The sequence below is a fragment of the Streptomyces sp. ISL-66 genome (assembly GCF_018614135.1).
GTDB lineage: Bacteria > Actinomycetota > Actinomycetes > Streptomycetales > Streptomycetaceae > Streptomyces.
Map to the genome: position 1 here is coordinate 22432 of NZ_JAGGOW010000042.1, position 15739 is coordinate 38170.

Here is a 15739-nt window from a genome sequence, read left to right on the forward strand (position 1 = left end):
GGGTGAGGCGGCCGATCAGGCGTCGGAGTTCGGGGAGGGTGAGGGGTATGAGCTGGGAGGATCCGTTTCTGCTTTCCCAGTGTCGAGTTCGCGGGCCCGCAGGACGGCGAGGCAGGCGTGTGCGGCCATGGCGAGGGTCATGTGGCGGTGCCAGCCGTCGTAGCGGCGGACCTGGTAGTCGTCCAGGCCGCACTCCTGCTTTGCGGTCTGGAAGCATTCCTCGACCGCCCACCGGCTTCCCGCGACGCGGATCAGCTCATCCAGTGTGGTCTCGGCCGGGCAGTAGGCGATGTAATAGGAGATCTCCTCGGGCCTGCGGACACTTCGGCGGGCGATCACCCAGTGCCGGCGGTCCTCGCGGTGCCAGGGCCGGACCTCCACCCTGGCCCAGTCGTAGACGCGCGGGCCGTGGGCGCCGTTGCCGCAGGAACGGCGCTTCCACTTCTGCCGGGGCAGGGCGGGAAACAGGTCGTGGACGGGGTGGTCCATGGCCCAGCGGGTGACGACGGTGTCGTGGCGGGTGGTGGCCATGACGTGGAAGACATCCGCCCGCTCCAGCTCGGTGCGCCAGCCTTTGGAGAAGCCGTAGGCGGCGTCGGCTGTCACCCACCGGAAGGGGATCCGGTCCGTGATCGCCCGGCGGACCATGGCCTTGGCCATGACCACTTTCGTCTCGAAGGCGACCGTGTCGTCGATGCCGGCGGCCCGGCACCGGTCGCGGTCATCTGTCCATGACGTGGGCAGATAGAGACGGCGGTCGATCAATGTGCGGCCCCGGCCGCCGGCATAAGCGAGGAACACCCCGATCTGGGAGTTCTCCGTCCGGCCGGCGGTCCCGGAGTATTGCCGCTGACTCCGGCCGAGCGGACACCCTTCTTCAGGAACCCGGTCTCGTCCACGATCAGCACCGCATTCGGATCGCCGAGATGCTCGATGACGTAATGCCGCACGTCGCCCAGAACCTCATCCGCGTCCCAGTCGATACGGTTCAGCAGCCGGTGGATCCGATCCGGGCCGCCATGCCCGGCCTCTTCGGCGAGCGTCCAGCCGTTCTTACGCTCCAGCGGAGCTATCAGCCCCCGCATATAGGCAAGAGCCGACTCCCGCGGCTCCGACCTGGCAAAACGGTGCGAGAACCGCTCATGCAGGGCCTTCAGTTCACCAGCCCACGACCGGGCATCACCAAGCTCCCCACCCATGACCTGACAAACGACCGAACTGCCTAACCGTCACGGCAAACACCGTTGCAGTACTAGACGATGCCGGTCGAGTTGGGATCGTTTCGCTGGTCCTCGGACCGCTGTTCGCCTATGTCCAGTAGAGCGGAGCCGCTGCGCGCACACCGTCGGCACCACCTTCACGGCCGAGCCGAGGTTGGTGGCCGTCGGCTGGGCGCATCGGGCTGCAGGGTCCGAACACCGCGGCGCTGGCCTTGGAGGGCCTCCCGCGCACCGCCGGTACGGCCTCGGGACGGCTGGGCCTGTGCCAGTACGCACTCGGCCGCATGGCCGCCCCGCTGGTGGGCCTGGGCGGCTCCCCATCCGCCCTGCCGATGGCCCTGGTCATCGGCGCCTTCACGGGCCTGGCCGTCCTGACCTACGCGTGGTGGCACCGCGCACAGGGTCCGCGTAGAGGCGGAAGATTCGGAGCTCCTCGCCGGTGCCCGCCTAGCAGCTGGCCGAGACGGAAGCGGTCTACCGCCGCGAACTCCCGCTCCGCACCTCCGCGTGGCCCACTACTCCGAAGCCACCAACGCCCTGGCCCGCACCTGTGTCGACCGAGACGAACTCCGCACCTTCGCCACCGCCATCCTCTCCCCCCGAAGCCTCTACGAGCCCGGCTCTCTGGCCGACCAGCGCACCTACGACGCGGGCTTCCCGAGCGGCTAACCTCATGCCCGGGCCGATTTGCCTGCGCCCAGACCCGGGCTGACGCTGGAGGGGAGACAACGACAACGGCGGGGTGATCCCCATGTCATTCACCCGCGGCAGCCGTTCGGGGGACTCCGTTCCCGGCCCGGGCAAGATGCGACCTTCGGGCCTGCCCCGACCCGGTGTGGGTCCCTACGAGGTCAGAGAAGTCGAATTACTGAAGGAAGCGCTGGCCGCGGTCCAGGCCAGACCGGAAATCGCCGAGCAGCTGAAGGCGCTCCAGGAGCCTCCGGAGCTCGAACCGGTGGTGGAGGAGCAGCGTGCCGTCATCAAAATGAACCTGGAGGAACACCTGGAACGCACCCGCAGACTGGGAAGTCAGTTGGACGAGTACCTCGTGCGGGAAATTGCGAACTCGGGCCGCGGCCGCCTTGCCAGGTTCAGGGAGCTGTCCGAGGCTGCGGAAGGGCTGCGGGATGTGGCGGACGCACTGGCCGAGATCAGTCGTGAACCGGATCCTGTCCTGGAAGGCAGGGAGTATGCGGACCGGGTGCGCGACCTGCTGACGGCGGCGTGGACCCGACGCGTGCAGGCCGCGGAACTCCGGGATACGCCCGGCGGATCCGCCCGGACGGGGCGTAAGCACCGAGCTGATCCCCCCGACTGGCCGGGGCCATCCCGGACCGCAGTGACCCGGGAGTACATCGCCGTCCATGGGGAGCTTATCCAGATCGAAGGGCTGCTGAAGCAAGACATGGGCGCGCAGCGTGCGCAGGCAAGCGAACAGCAGGAGTTCCGCACGCTGGAGGCTGAATGGGAGGCGGCACGGACGGAACTCCGCTCCATGGCGGAATCCGCCGTGCACGGGGTCGTGCTCACAGCCCTCAACAGCGCTGTCGCCGCGGACTTCGCCCTGAGTATGCAGGTCCGCTCCCTCGACGGCCTGCGCGAGACGCTCGCCAACAGAAAGATCGTGATCACGTCGTCCTTCGAGCGGCTCGAGTCGATGATCGACCGGCACGGGGAGGGAAGCTTCGGTATCGCGGGCCCGCGAGGCGTGGGCAAGTCCACCCTCATCAAGTCCTTCACGACGTCCGGCGGTGGTGGCGACTCCCCGGCGGAGTTGCCACTAGACGTGCCGGAGCGCGTGAGACTGGGCGTCGCGGTGGCGGCGCCGGTTGCGTACGAGGCGCGGGATTTCGTCCTGCACCTGCACGCCGAGGTGTGCCTGGCACTGCTCGGACCCGATGCGGACCGGGACCTGGAAGGCTATGGGACCACCGGTCCGAGGCCTTCGACCAAGGCGGCTGCCGCTCTTGCCCTCGCGCTGGCAGGAGTGGCAGTTCTGGCCGCAGGTACCACGCTCGTGGCCCGCGCGGCCCGGCTGGTCAGCGCGCCGGACGACTGGTGGAGCTACGCAGGTCTGGCCCTGACCCTCACCGCGGCCGTCCTGCTGGTGCAGTTCCTCATTTTCGTGGTCCGGCTGGCGGTGCCGGTCGATCTCTGGCCCGCCTCCGACGCGTCCTTGGCGCAGGCATTGGTGCTCGCACAGTCACGTCGCTACTCAGTGGCCAGTCTTCTCGCGGGGACGTGGTGTCCGGTCCTCGCGGTCTGCGCGGCGGTCGGCCTGGCACTGCTCACAGTGTCCGGTGGAGTTGGCCGGGGTACCTGGATGCTGCTCGGCGGCGCCGCGGTGATCGTCCTCGGCGTGACCCTGCTCCTCACCGGGAGCCGCATGGCGCGGAACGCTCACGACCTGTGGGTATCTTCGCGCGTCGGGCCGGCCGAGACGCCGACGTACTCCGGCGAGGCCGTTCTCCGCGAACGCGCGCTTCGCCAGCTCCGACAGATCCGCTACGAGCAGACGCTCAGCAACGAGCACTCCATGACGCTCAGGCTCGGTGGCGCGAAACAGCTTCCCGTCGGCTTCGACGTCGGGTCCAAGCAAGGTACCTCGCTGGCGGAACGGGCCAAGACCTATCCCGAGATCGTGTCCGGCCTCCGTGCCTTCCTGGAGGCGGTCACCCAGCAGTACCAGCTCATCATCGCCGTCGACGAGCTGGACAAGCTCAGGAGTGCGGCGGACGTCGAGAACTTCCTCAACGACATCAAGGGAGTGTTCGGCGCCAGTCGCTGCTACTTCCTCGTCTCCGTCTCGGAGGAGGCGGCGGGCAGTTTCGAACGGCGCGGGATGCCCTTCCGCGACGTGTTCGACAGCTGTTTTGACGACGTCCTCATGCTGCAACGCCTGCAGCTTCCCGCGGCCCGCGACATTCTCTACGGCCTGCTCCTCGGTTGGACGAAGCCCTTCGTCGCGCTGTGCTACGTACTCTCCGGCGGCCTCCCCCGGGAACTGCAGCGCAGCGCACGTGCGCTGGTCGGCCCGCATAAAGAGATGAGCTGGATCCACCTCGTGGGGGCGGTACCGGAACTGATGCGGCGTGAGGCGACCGCTCGGCTGGGCGCCGTCCGGCACGGTCTGCTCCGCGAGGCCTGCGGCCCGGCCGGCCTCGCCCTCGTCAACCACATCGAACGCATCGATCCCGCGGGCGCCTCCACCGACCAGTTCCGCGAGTGGTATGAGGAGTTGGCTTCCTGGTGCCTGCGGCAGTTCGCCGGGGTCCGCACGCCGGACGGGTCCTCACCGATGCCGACGGCCACCCGTATGGGATGCGAACTCGCCGCGTTCATGCTGTTCGCCGCCACGGTGATGGAGTTCTTCGGGTCTACCCTGGACGCGAACCGCCTCCAGCAGGCCGAAAGGCCGGACGCGGGCGGCAGGTCCCTCACAAAGCTCGTGGACGCCCGTCACGCGTTGTCCCTCAGCCCCTGGACCTCGGTCGGCTGCCTCACGACCTTCCGCCGCGCCTGGAGCCTGTAGCAGGTCTCCCACCAGTCTGGCCGCCCGCCCTTCGGTCAGGGCATTGAGCAGCGCCGCACCCCGTGCGGCGGCGTCGACGCTCACCGCGAACTCCCGGGAGTCAGGCCGGCGATGTACAGGGGCGGCGCAGCAGGGTGGCGTACACCGTGGGTCACGGTGTCCAAGTGAGAGGCGAGGGAGGGATCAGGCGGCAGCCGGTAGTGGACGGTGCCGTGATGGCCGTCCGGGGTGACCATTTCCACACCCTCGTCCGCAATCACGGTGCGAACCGCTGCTCAGGACGGCTTCCCGTCAGGGTCTGCGACTTCAGATTCGCTCGGTGAGCACCTCGACGGCGCCCGGCGGGCGACCGACCGGACACTGGCCCGGGGCGGCACGCCGACTGGTCAGATCAAGAGCTTGTTGCAGAACGTCCGTGATGGGGCATTCCTACTGCATGGGTGGGGTGTTGCGGACTGAGTCGTTGTGGGTGGAGACGTTCACCGGCTTGCGGATGGGCCGGTTCGAGAAGCTGGTGAAGGTGGAGATTTCGAGACGGCGATCGACAGGAGGTCAGTCGTCGGCGCCACGCTCACCGCCTGGTTCAGGCCGCGGGCGGTCCGTAGGACGCGGCGGACGGTCGGCGGGTACCCAAAGAGCAAAGCCAGGTCGACCGACGCGGCGACGGAGCCGCTGTTGCCCCGGTGGAGTGCGGTGACCGGACCTTGCCGAGCAGCTCGCCAATCACGCAGCCGGTCCCGCAGCCGGTCAGGCAGTGTGGCGTTGCCCGCGCGGCCGTGCTCCAGGCGACCCCTGTCGGCCTGGTGGTGACTGTGGTCGTGGAGAGCGTGGTCGTGGTTGGTGTGGTGCTCATGACGGTGGGCGTGTTCGGAACCAGTCAAGAACTGCTCTCCGTCGGCAGCCCCTGTTCGAAGCGCAGGTAGCGGTCGACCGACCGGGCCAGCATCTCCTTGCCGTCGGCGGTGACGACGCCGTCCCACCAGGTGCCGTAGATCCCCTCGAAGCGGTGGTCGACGAGGAGTTTGCCAGCGGCGCGGACGGCGTCGGTGCTCCATGCTCCAGCGGTTACTTGTGTCCTCCCTCACTCAAGGCTCGGCGACTGCGCTGGCCTCGAACCTCGTCGCAGATGGGAAGATCCACATGGCAGTATTCGAACGGTGAATGACAACGGGGAGCACATACCTTCACCGAACGGGCGCCTGAGACTGACCGATTTGGCAGCGCCGCTTGACACGCGCAACCCGGCAGCAGGAGGGTCGCCGCCGGCCAGAGCCGAAGCTCCGCGGAGCGATGCAGTCCCTGAGCAGGCGCCGGCCCCCGTACGACCGCGACCGCAAGCCGAGGTCGACAGGGCGGACGCCAGGCGACGGGAGTTCGCCGTGCTGCTGGGTGAGTTCCGGCAAACGGCCGTGCTGGTGCCCTTCGACGAGCAGGACAGCCTGTGGACTGCGGACCTGAACGGGGTGCGGTGGATCTGCGCGTTCTCCGACGAGGAGGCGTTGGCCGCCTTCGCGCGGGCGCGGGGGGATGCGGACCGGGAGTGGGCGTACCGGACGGTGCTCGGTGCGCGGTTGTTGGACGTGATGGTGCCTATGCTTCCGGGCCCCGGCGGGGTCGCGCTGGACGCGGGCAGTGAGGGTGGCATGTTGTTCCCGCCAGTCCGCGGTGTCGTGCCCGATGCGGTCGCTGTTGACCTGGAGGGGGAGCGATGAGTGGTGGGGAACCCGGCCTGGAGGCCCCGGCCCAGGCGCTGGCGGAGATCGCGAGCGGGATCAATCTGGCGCATTCCGAGCTGAAGGACCTTGGCGTGATCGGCCAGGCGACGGCCGGCCGGGGTTTCTCCGGGCTGGCCCTGTCGGGGCTGGAGTTGGGGGATGCCGGGCTGACAGCGGAGTTCAAGACGTTCTGCGAGCGCTGGGAGTGGGGCGTACGGGCACTGACGCTCCGCGGGAACGGCTTCGCACGGGGCGTGGGCCTGTCGGCCGGTGCGTACGCGGAGCAGGAGCAGTACGTGAAGGACTCGTTCAAGATCGCGGTGAACTCGGTCAACGGGAACCCGCACCTGACCGAGGACGAGGTCAAGCAGATGAGCTGGGACAAAATCAGCAAGCAGACGATGTTCGACAATCCGGACTACAGCGCCGAATCGTTTACGCAGGCCCACCAAGAGGTCAAGCAGACCTGGAAGGACACCGGCTACGATGTCATGGACGCACAACTGGATTCCATGCAGCGCAGCGGCCTGATCGACCCGTCGGTGCGCGGCAGGGTGGATCAGGAGATGCTCGATACGTTCGATCCCTCCCAAGGTGCCGTTGAGCAGGCCGAACAGCCGCGGTGGGGTGAGCGCTGATGGTGAGCTGGGACGACCTGGGCAAGGGCCTCGACAAGGGCATCGACTTCGTCGACAAGGGCATCGACAAGGGCAAGGAGCTCGTCGGCCAGGGCATCGACAAGACCACCGACGCCGTCGGCTGGGGCCTGGAGAAGGTAGGCGCCGAGGACTGGGCCGACAGCGTCGAGGACTGGGGCGACGAAACCGCCTCCTCACTCGGCGCCGAGGTCGGCGAGCAGCAGCTCGGGCAGACCGAGGAGCCCAACGAACTCATCCACGGCAACCCGTCCAAGATCGCCGAGTCGGTCAAGAACCTCCGCGACTTCCAGAACGCGTTCGACCTAGTCGGCGCCGGCATGAAGAAGCTGGACTCCGCGCACTGGAAGGGCGAGGCCGCCAACAGCTTCCGCGAGAACTTCCAGACCCTGCCCACCGACTGGCTGCACGCCGCCGATGCCTTCGAGAACGCCGCCAAGGCCCTGGAAACGTACGCGACAGCAGTCACCACCGCGCAGGGCAAGGCACGCGAGGCCATCGACCTCTACAAGGAGGCGCAAGCGGACTACAAGACCGCCGCCGACGCCCACAACAAGAAGGTCGACGCCTACAACGACGCCCGCAACAGCGACAACCCTCTCCCCCGCCCTGCCGAATTCACCGACCTCACCCAGGCCAAGCGCCAGCGCGCCCAGGAGATCCTCAAAGCCGCCCGCAGCGCCCGCAGGGAAGCCGCCGACACCGCCAAGGCCGCGGTCACCGCCGCCATGGCCCACGCCCCGAAGGAACCAACCGGCCGGGAGAAGGCCAAACTCGAACTCGCCGACTACGCCTTCGGCCAAGGCGTGGAACTGGCCCACTTCGGCGGCGGCATCGTCAAGGGCACCGCAGGGCTGGTCAACTTCGTACGGTCAGTGAACCCGGCCGACCCGTACAACCTCACCCATCCGGCCGAGTACTACAAGAACCTCAACATGACCCTCGCCGGGCTCGTCTCCACCGCAGCCAACCCCGACCGCGCCCTGAAGAACGCCTGGGACGCCGCCAAGGGCGACCCCGCCGAGTTCCTCGGCCGCCTCGTCCCCGAACTCATCGGCACCAAGGGCGCCGGCGTGCTCCGCGGCGGCATCCGCGCCGGCATGCGCACCGGCATGGACGACCTCGCGAAGTCGGGTGCCCGCAAGTCGGTCGACGCGGACGCCGCCAAGACCTCTCGTCCTCCGAACGCCGTCGAGAGCGGGGCCACCGACCCCATCGACCTCGCGACAGGGGCGATGTTCCTGCCGCAGACGGACATCGTCCTGCCCGGCACGCTCCCGCTGGTCTTCCGACGCCGCGCCGCGTCGGACTACCGGGCCGGACGCTGGTTCGGCCCCTCCTGGGCCTCCACCGCGGACCAGCGCCTCGAGATCGACTCCGCGGGCGTCGTATTCGTCTGCGAGGACGGCATGCTGCTGTCCTACCCGCACCCCGCTCCCGGTGTTCCGGTCCTGCCGAGCCACGGCCCACGCTGGCCGCTCGATCGCGATGTGCAGGGCGATTACACCGTCACCGACCCGGACGCCGGCCAGGTCCGGCACTTCGCCACCCGCCCGGACGGGGACCTGGCCCTCCTCGCCCAGCTCGACGACCGCAACGGCAACTGGATCGCCTTCGAGTACGACGAGGCCGGCGCACCGGCGTCCATCGTGCACCACGGCGGCTACCACCTGAAGCTCACCACCGGCGGCGGCAGGATCACCGCCCTGCACCTGTCCGGCGCCGCCGAGGACGGCACGGACCAGGAGATCCTGCGGTACGGCTACGGCGACGGGAACCTCACCTCCGTCACCAACTCCTCCGGCCTGCCCCTGAGCTTCGCCTACGACGAGCTGACCCGCATCACGTCGTGGACCGATACCAACGGCAGCCGCTACGACTACGTCTACGACGCCCTGGACCGGTGCGTCGCCGAGGGCGGTGTCGAGGGGCACGTCGCACTGCGCATCGACTACGACGGACCCGCCCCCGGGGCCGGCCTGCGCGTCACCACCACGACCACCCGCGGCGGGGCCGTCCACCGCTACGTCGTCAACGACGCCCACCAGATCGTCGAGGAGACCGATCCCCTCGGCGCGGTCACCCGCTTCGAACGCGACCGGTACAACCGGCTGCTGAGCCGGACCGACGCTCTCGGCCGCACCCACCGCTACACGTACGACGCGATGGGGCGGCTCATCGCGACGGTGCGCGCCGACGGCCGCGAGGCGACGGCAGAGTACAACGCGCTCGGGCTCCCGATCCGGATGGTCAATGCGGACCGGACGAGCATCCGCATGGAGTACGACGCGCGCGGCAACCGTACGAGCGTCACCGACCCCTCCGGGTCCACCACCCGATACACGTACGACGACGCCGGCCGGCTGACCGGCATCACCGACGCCCGCGGGAACACGACCCGCGTCGCCACCAACGCGGCCGGACTCCCCGTCTCGGTCACCGACCCGCTAGGGGCGACGATACGGACAACCCGGGACGCGTTCGGCCGCCCGACCGCCCTGACCGACGCCCTCGGCCATACGACCCGGGTCCGTTGGACGCCGGAGGGCCGGCCCGCCCGCCGCGTCCTGGCGGACGGCAGCGAGGAGTCGTGGACGTACGACGGCGAGGGCAACTGCCTCACCCACACGAACGCGATGGGCGCGGTCTCCCGCTTTGAGTACACCCATTTCGACCTCATGGCTGCCCGGACCGGGTACGACGGCGTGCGCCACGAGTTCACCTACGACCACGACCTCCGGCTCACCCGGGTGCGCAGCCCGCAGGGGGCGACCTGGGACTACGTGTATGACGGCGCCGGCCGCCTCGTCTCCGAGACGGACTTCGACGACCGGCTGCTCAGCTATGAGCGCGATGCCGTCGGCCGGATCACCTCCCGGACCGATGCCTCGGGCCGGACCCTGCGTTATGAGTGGGACGATCTCGACCGCCTGGTCTCCAAGGACGCCGACGGGGCCGTCAGCACGTTCGCGTACGACTTCTCCGACCAGCTCGCGGAGGCCGTGAACGGCGACGCCACGATCACGTTCGTACGGGACCGGCACGGCCGGCTGCTGTCCGAGAGCGTCGACGGCCGCACCGTGTCGTACGCGTACGACGAGCTCGGCCGGCGCGTCAGCCGCAGCACTCCGACCGGCGCGGTCAGCACGCGAGCCTACGACGCGGCGGGCCGGCGGACCTCGCTCAACACCTCCGGCCGCGCCCTTGCCTTCGAACACGACGCGGCGGGCCGCGAGATCGCCCGCCGCATCGGCGGCACCACCCTCCTCGTCTCTGAGTTCGATAGCGTCGACCGGCTCAGCGGCCAGGAGGTCATCTCCGGCGGCCGGAGCATCCAGCGGCGCGATTACAGCTACCGCGCCGACGGCCACCTCACCGGCATCCGCGACCGGCTGGCCGGCCTCCAAGCGTTCGCACTCGATCCCGCGGGCCGGGTCACGGCCGTCGACGCCGCCCAGTGGAGCGAGCGGTACGCCTACGATGAGGCGGGCAACCAGACCGAGGCCTCCTGGCCGGCGGCCCACCCGGGGCAGGAGGCCACCGGCAGCCGCGCCTACAGCGGCACGGCCCTCATGCGGGCGGGCCGGGTCCGCTACGAGTACGACGCGCTGGGCCGCACGACCCTGCGGCAGCGCACACGGCTGTCGCGCAAGCCGGACACCTGGCACTACACGTGGGATGCCGACAACCGGCTGACCGCCGTCGCCACTCCCGACGGGAGCCGGTGGCGCTACCGTTACGACGCGCTCGGCCGGCGCATGTCCAAGGAGCAGCTCGCCGCGGACGGCACCGTCCTGGAGTACATCACGTTCACCTGGGACGGCGACACGCTCTGCGAGCAGACCATCCACGGGCAGCCGGCGGCCGACCGCGTCACCCTGACCTGGGACCACCAGGGGGTGCGCCCCCTCACCCAGACCGAGCGCCGGTTCACGGCGGACTCCCCTCAGAAGGCGGTCGACGAGCGGTTCTTCTCGATCATCACCGACCTCATCGGCACCCCCCGCGAACTCGTCGACGAGGCTGGCCGGCTGGCCTGGCACACCCGCAGCACCGTGTGGGGCTCCACCGCGTGGGCGGCGTCGAGCACCGCCTACACGCCGTTCCGCTTCCCCGGGCAGTACTTCGACCCCGAGACGGGGCTGCACTACAACCGGTTCCGCTACTACGACCCGGAGTCGGGACGCTACGCCTCCCCCGACCCGCTCGGCATCACCCCGGCGCCCAACCCCGTCGCGTACGTCGGCAATCCGCACCGCCTGAGCGACCCTCTGGGGCTGTCCCCCTGCCACGGCGGGATGGACTACATGGAGGACAACCGGATTCCCGCGGGCGATCCGGTGACCCACGGGCCGACGGGAACGCTGGTCGGCGCCGACGGGCAGAGCGTGCGCAACTTCAACAACGTGGCAAACGCCGGCGAACACGACGTAGTGGCGCACGGCAGCCGGGACGGCTGGCTGGAGACCCCCAACGGCCACGTCAACGCCGGTCAGCTGGTGGACGCCGTGACGAACAATCCACACTACAATGGCGGACCTCTCCGGCTCATGGTGTGCCACTCGGGCTCGGACGGTTCCTGGATCGCCCAGCGCATCGCGAACGAACTCGGAACCACGGTGCGCGCGCCGACGGACCGCGTCGGTACCAACCCGGCGCTCGGCCCCGGGCAAACACCACAGATCGACAAGGGCGGCTACTGGAGGGTGTTCCTCCCCATGCTGGAAGGATGAACCGGATGGACATGATCGGCTTCTACCGGGAAATGGACCCGGAGAACGGCGAAGTCTTCCGCGAGACCATCGGCGACAAGGTGCGGGACCGGGCGCCCTATCCGAAGGCCGAGGTCAAGCAGTACCTCGATGACGGGCATCCCATCTTCGACATCATGGAGATGACGTCCGACGTGATCGGGGGCGCTTTCCGGGTGCCTGGCGGCTCGTCCCTGCTGACCGACGGGCGCTTCGTGTGGCGGGTGGACCTCTCCGCGTACGTCGAGCGCTACAACCTCGACCTTCCGGCGGAGTTCGTCGAATTCGCGGGCGCGCACGCGTTCGCCGTACCCTCCGTGGAGCGGGTGGCGCTGGTGGAGCTCTCCATCGCCGCATCGGGCGCCCTCGGCTTCCACGTGGCCGGCGGCGCGGGACCTGCTTCGTAGGACAACAGCGGACACGGCCGACGCGTGCGGGGTGTTCCATGGCGCACGCCCGAGCCCCGGCGAATGCGCTGAGAGCACCAAGTTCCTCAGGTACGAGAGCCCCTCCACCGCGTGGAGGGGCTCTCGTACCGCTGTGCCCGGTTTACCGTCGGCGACCTCTTGTCAAAGAGCAAGGGGGGCGACCACCCCGGCACGGGCCTACCGACTGGCTGTGACCTCAGCTGCTGCCCTTGCCTCTACCATCAGCACCGCCACCTCCGCCTGACCTGCAGCACTTGGCCGGAACCTCTCCGGGCCAGTATTCATGTTCGGATCATCCAGTCAGCGGCTTCATCGATGATGCGCCGCCGCCGCTGTCCCTCGGACACCGCCGACGCCGAGTGGGCCCTGATCGAGCCCCTACTGCCCCGTCCCGGCCTGCGAAAACGGCCACCGGAGGCCAGCCCGAGAAACACCACCGCTGCGAAGGGGGCCCTGCCAGCGCACCTCCCGCCATGGCGAACGGCCTGGGGCTTCATGGCCCGGTGGGCCGCCGCAGGATTCAGGTCGGCGGGGCGGACGAGGACCATGCGCAGCCCGTGCGCGGGGATCTGCTCATCGTGCCGGGCGTCGTACAGGGCGCGCCGCTCGCCGCGGTGGACACCGCAGACGGTGAGGCGACTCGGCTTGTCAAAGTGGGGCATCGGCTGGTCGTGCTGCAGTTCGCGGTACTCAATCACCAGCTGATGGCCCGGCCAGTAGGCGTCGACCGGCAGTTGGACTCGTCGGCCGCCTGATCCTGGATCTCCGAGCAGCCAGTCGAACCTGTGCTGCGTCAGGGCGTTCTGCCCGAGGATCCGCTCGCACAACCCAACGACGTATGCCTCATCGCTGCCATCTCTCGTTGCCATGACCGAGCATCCTGCCACCCCCCATGGACCAGCAGCACCGGGCTGGCGAACCCAGAGCCTCGCCGCGCAGAAGACCGGCAACGAGAGACAGGCCGTGGCTTGGCGGTCAACCTCCTGGAGGGCGTGGTGAGGCCGGCCAGCTCTACGACGATCGCACCTACCGCGCTCTGTCGAACCAGATGCCCTGATCACGCAGCTGGACGAGCTCGCGGATTGGGAGCCCGGCGGGCACGAGGACTGCGACTGGGACGGCTCCCGTCGTTGGTATGAGGTAATCCTCGACCTGCGACGCCGAGCCGAACGGACGCGGCGTCACCCCGCTCCCTGAGCCGCCTTCACCGGGCGCCCGTCTGTGACGGGGGCGGGCCCGAGGGCCAGGTGGCGCCCCTTGGGGACCAGTTGGGGACCAGCGCCCACGTCGGTGGGTGCACGGCAGGTACGGATGTGCACCCTGTGCGCCCTCAGATTGAGGCATATGTTACGAAATTTCCTCCGACCCATCGATCTGGGGGTCAAGGGGTCGCAGGTTCAAATCCTGTCGTCCCGACTTTGCTTCATGCAGGTCGGAGGTCGTTCTCTCATCCGTGAGAGGACGGCCTTTCGTGCGTCCGGAGCCATGGTGGTCGCAGTGTGGTCGCAAGCCCGGGTCGGGGCTGGTTCGCGGTGGCGCTGAAGGCGGGCATGGCGGGGGAGCGGAGTTGGCGGAGGGCTTCGCGCAGCCGGTGGATGTGGTCGCGTGGTGGTCGCAGCCACGCCATGTGGTCCGTTTGGTGGCTGGCGTTCTCGGCTCCGGTGAGGGTGTGGTCGATGGTGTCGACGGCTTCACGGGCTGCCTGCTGGGTGCGGTGGCTGTAGATGTTGGCGGTCGTCGACAGGGTGGAGTGCCGCAGCGTCTTGGATACCACGGTGAGGGGGACGCCGGCGGTGATGGTGATGGTGGCGGCCAGGTGACGCAGGTCGTGCACCGAGATCCGCGGGACGCCAGCTTCTTCAGACAACTGGCGGAGGCGGTCCAGGACCTGGTGTGGGCCGAGCGGACGGCCGTCGGTTCGGCAGAAGACCAGCCCGGCGAACGGATCGTCAGGATTGCCGCGGGTTCGAGGCATTGTTTGCGCGCGGTGCCGGAGGGCTGTGGCGACACGGGGCGAGATGGCGACCCAGCCGCGGCTCGACCGGGTCTTCGGTGTGGTCATGACGAGGTGGTTGTTGTCGATCGCGGAGAGGGTGCAGCGCACTTAGAAGACGCCCTGGGCAAGGTGGACGTCGTCCCAATGGAGTCCGAGGGCGGGGGCTTCCCCTTGATGGTGGACACCGGTTGCTATGCGGCGGTGGTCAGCGTAGTTGATCGTTGTTCGTAGGTGATGGGGCTGATCTGGCCGAGACTGGAATGCCGACGGCGGGTGTTGTAGCGGGTCGCCCACCGGAAGACGGCGAGGCGGGCCTCACGGGCGCCGTCCCATCGTTTCCGGCCCTGGAGTGTCTCGCGTTTCATGGTCGCGTTGAGGCTTTCCGCGGCGGCGTTGTCGGCACTGGTGCCCACCGCGCCGCGTGATCTGGTTACGCCGAGCTCCTCACAGACCTGGGCGAACTCTTTTGAGACGTATTGGGCGCCGTTGTCGCTGTGGAATATTGCACCGCGCAGTCCGTCGGCGCCTCTGGCCGCGGCAGCGGCCTTGAGCGCGTCGGTGACCAGCGAGGTTCGCATGTGGTCGGAGATCGACCAGCCCGCCAGCCGCTTCGAGCACAGATCCAACACCGTCGCCAGATACAGGAACTGGCCGCCTCCGACAGGCAGATACGTGATGTCACCCACGTATCTGGTGTTCGGAGTCCCGGCGGTGAAATCGCGCAGCAGCAGGTCTGGCACCGGTGTCGCAGACGGCTCGGGAACCGTGGTGCGAACCTTCTTGCGCAGGTGGAGCCCGACGATGCCGAACGCGCGCATGACGCGTTCGACACGCTTGTGATTGACCGGCATGCCGGCTTCCCTGAGCTCCGCGGTGACCCGCGGGACCCCGTAGGTGCCATCCGACTCCCGGTGGATCCGCATCATGTCTGCGGCGAGCTCGGCATCGGCCCGAACCCGGGCAGCCCGCGCGTCCGCGCCGGCCAGGTGCCGGTAGAAACCCGACCGCGAGACCCGCAGAATCCGGCACAGCCGCTTGACGCCGAAGACGCCACGATGATCATCGACAAACTGAAAGCGGCTGCTCACCAGCTGGTCTCGCCCGCAAAATACTTCGCGGCCCTCCGCAGGATCTCCCGCTCGAGCTCGAGTTCCTTCACCCGCGCCCGCAGCTGCCGGTTCTCCTGCTCCATCGCGGTGGCCTCCACCGCTCCAGGGCGGGCGGCCTGCTCCGCGTCCCGCACCCAGGTGCGGAGCGTCTCGTGGTTGATGCCCACGTCCTTGGCCACCGACGCGTACGTACCACCCGGGCTCGAGTGGTACAGCGCGACAGCATCGGCCCGGAACTCAGGCGAGTACTTCGACGTCCCCAACGGGAACTCCTGTCCTATGGATCCTCACGATCCAATGATCAGGGTGTCCACGATCAAGGGGGAACGCCC

9 protein-coding genes and 3 pseudogenes are annotated in these 15739 nt (G+C 68.8%); 9 read left to right on the forward strand and 3 right to left on the reverse strand.

Features of this window, described 5'->3' with window-relative positions; all coding sequences use genetic code 11:
• Positions 1-15: 15 nt before the first annotated feature.
• A pseudogene (locus J7E97_RS09985) lies at positions 16-1199 on the reverse strand (IS701 family transposase).
• Positions 1200-1727: 528 nt separating this feature from the next.
• Between J7E97_RS09985 and J7E97_RS09990 the strand changes: the two are divergent.
• The 9 genes and pseudogenes from J7E97_RS09990 (at position 1728) to J7E97_RS10020 (ending at position 13057) form a co-directional block, all read left to right on the forward strand.
• Entirely contained in the window at positions 1728-1889 is a 162-nt protein-coding gene (locus J7E97_RS09990) for a hypothetical protein (RefSeq protein ID WP_215024589.1), read from the forward strand.
• Between the two features lie 166 nt (positions 1890-2055).
• On the forward strand, positions 2056-4752 hold the full coding sequence (locus tag J7E97_RS09995; RefSeq protein WP_215024591.1) for a hypothetical protein: 2697 nt from the start codon (positions 2056-2058) through the stop codon (positions 4750-4752).
• Positions 4753-5188: 436 nt separating this feature from the next.
• Positions 5189-5344, forward strand: a pseudogene (locus J7E97_RS36965) (IS5/IS1182 family transposase); the annotation flags it as partial.
• 565 nt (positions 5345-5909) lie between these two features.
• The gene (locus tag J7E97_RS10000) at positions 5910-6464 is read left to right on the forward strand and encodes an SseB family protein (RefSeq protein ID WP_308346449.1); all 555 of its coding nucleotides are present in this window, start codon (positions 5910-5912) and stop codon (positions 6462-6464) included.
• A complete protein-coding gene (locus tag J7E97_RS10005; RefSeq protein ID WP_215024593.1) occupies positions 6461-7105 on the forward strand; it encodes a hypothetical protein in 645 nt (214 codons plus the stop codon). Before J7E97_RS10000 ends, J7E97_RS10005 begins: the two co-directional genes overlap by 4 nt.
• Entirely contained in the window at positions 7105-11856 is a 4752-nt protein-coding gene (locus J7E97_RS10010; protein ID WP_215024595.1) for a putative T7SS-secreted protein, read from the forward strand. Before J7E97_RS10005 ends, J7E97_RS10010 begins: the two co-directional genes overlap by 1 nt.
• Positions 11853-12281 carry a hypothetical protein gene (locus J7E97_RS10015; RefSeq protein ID WP_215024597.1) on the forward strand — a complete coding sequence of 143 codons (429 nt, stop codon included), beginning with the start codon at positions 11853-11855 and terminating at the stop codon, positions 12279-12281. Before J7E97_RS10010 ends, J7E97_RS10015 begins: the two co-directional genes overlap by 4 nt.
• A 339-nt stretch (positions 12282-12620) precedes the next feature.
• Positions 12621-12821 (forward strand): annotated as a pseudogene (locus J7E97_RS35670) (transposase); the annotation flags it as partial.
• Entirely contained in the window at positions 12776-13057 is a 282-nt protein-coding gene (locus J7E97_RS10020) for a hypothetical protein (protein ID WP_215024600.1), read from the forward strand. The pseudogene J7E97_RS35670 and the gene J7E97_RS10020, both read left to right, overlap by 46 nt.
• Before the next feature lie 692 nt (positions 13058-13749).
• Here the strand turns inward: J7E97_RS10020 and xerC are convergent.
• Positions 13750-14364 carry a tyrosine recombinase XerC gene (xerC, locus tag J7E97_RS10025; RefSeq protein WP_251054187.1) on the reverse strand — a complete coding sequence of 205 codons (615 nt, stop codon included), beginning with the start codon at positions 14362-14364 and terminating at the stop codon, positions 13750-13752.
• Between the two features lie 125 nt (positions 14365-14489).
• A protein-coding gene (locus tag J7E97_RS10030) for an IS3 family transposase (RefSeq protein WP_215024604.1) occupies positions 14490-15670 on the reverse strand; the annotation gives its coding sequence in 2 pieces (ribosomal slippage) (positions 14490-15403 and positions 15403-15670; 1182 coding nt in all).
• Positions 15671-15739: the final 69 nt, after the last annotated feature.

What these genes read in the sequence shown, in the direction of transcription:
- J7E97_RS10005 (WP_215024593.1), top strand. Translation starts at nt 6,461, where the DNA reads ATGAGTGGTGGGGAACCCGGCCTGGAGGCCCCGGCCCAGGCGCTGGCG.
- J7E97_RS10010 (WP_215024595.1), top strand. Translation starts at nt 7,105, where the DNA reads ATGGTGAGCTGGGACGACCTGGGCAAGGGCCTCGACAAGGGCATCGAC.
- J7E97_RS10015 (WP_215024597.1), top strand. Translation starts at nt 11,853, where the DNA reads ATGAACCGGATGGACATGATCGGCTTCTACCGGGAAATGGACCCGGAG.
- J7E97_RS10020 (WP_215024600.1), top strand. Translation starts at nt 12,776, where the DNA reads ATGGCGAACGGCCTGGGGCTTCATGGCCCGGTGGGCCGCCGCAGGATT.
- xerC (WP_251054187.1), bottom strand. Translation starts at nt 14,364, where the DNA reads ATGACCACACCGAAGACCCGGTCGAGCCGCGGCTGGGTCGCCATCTCG.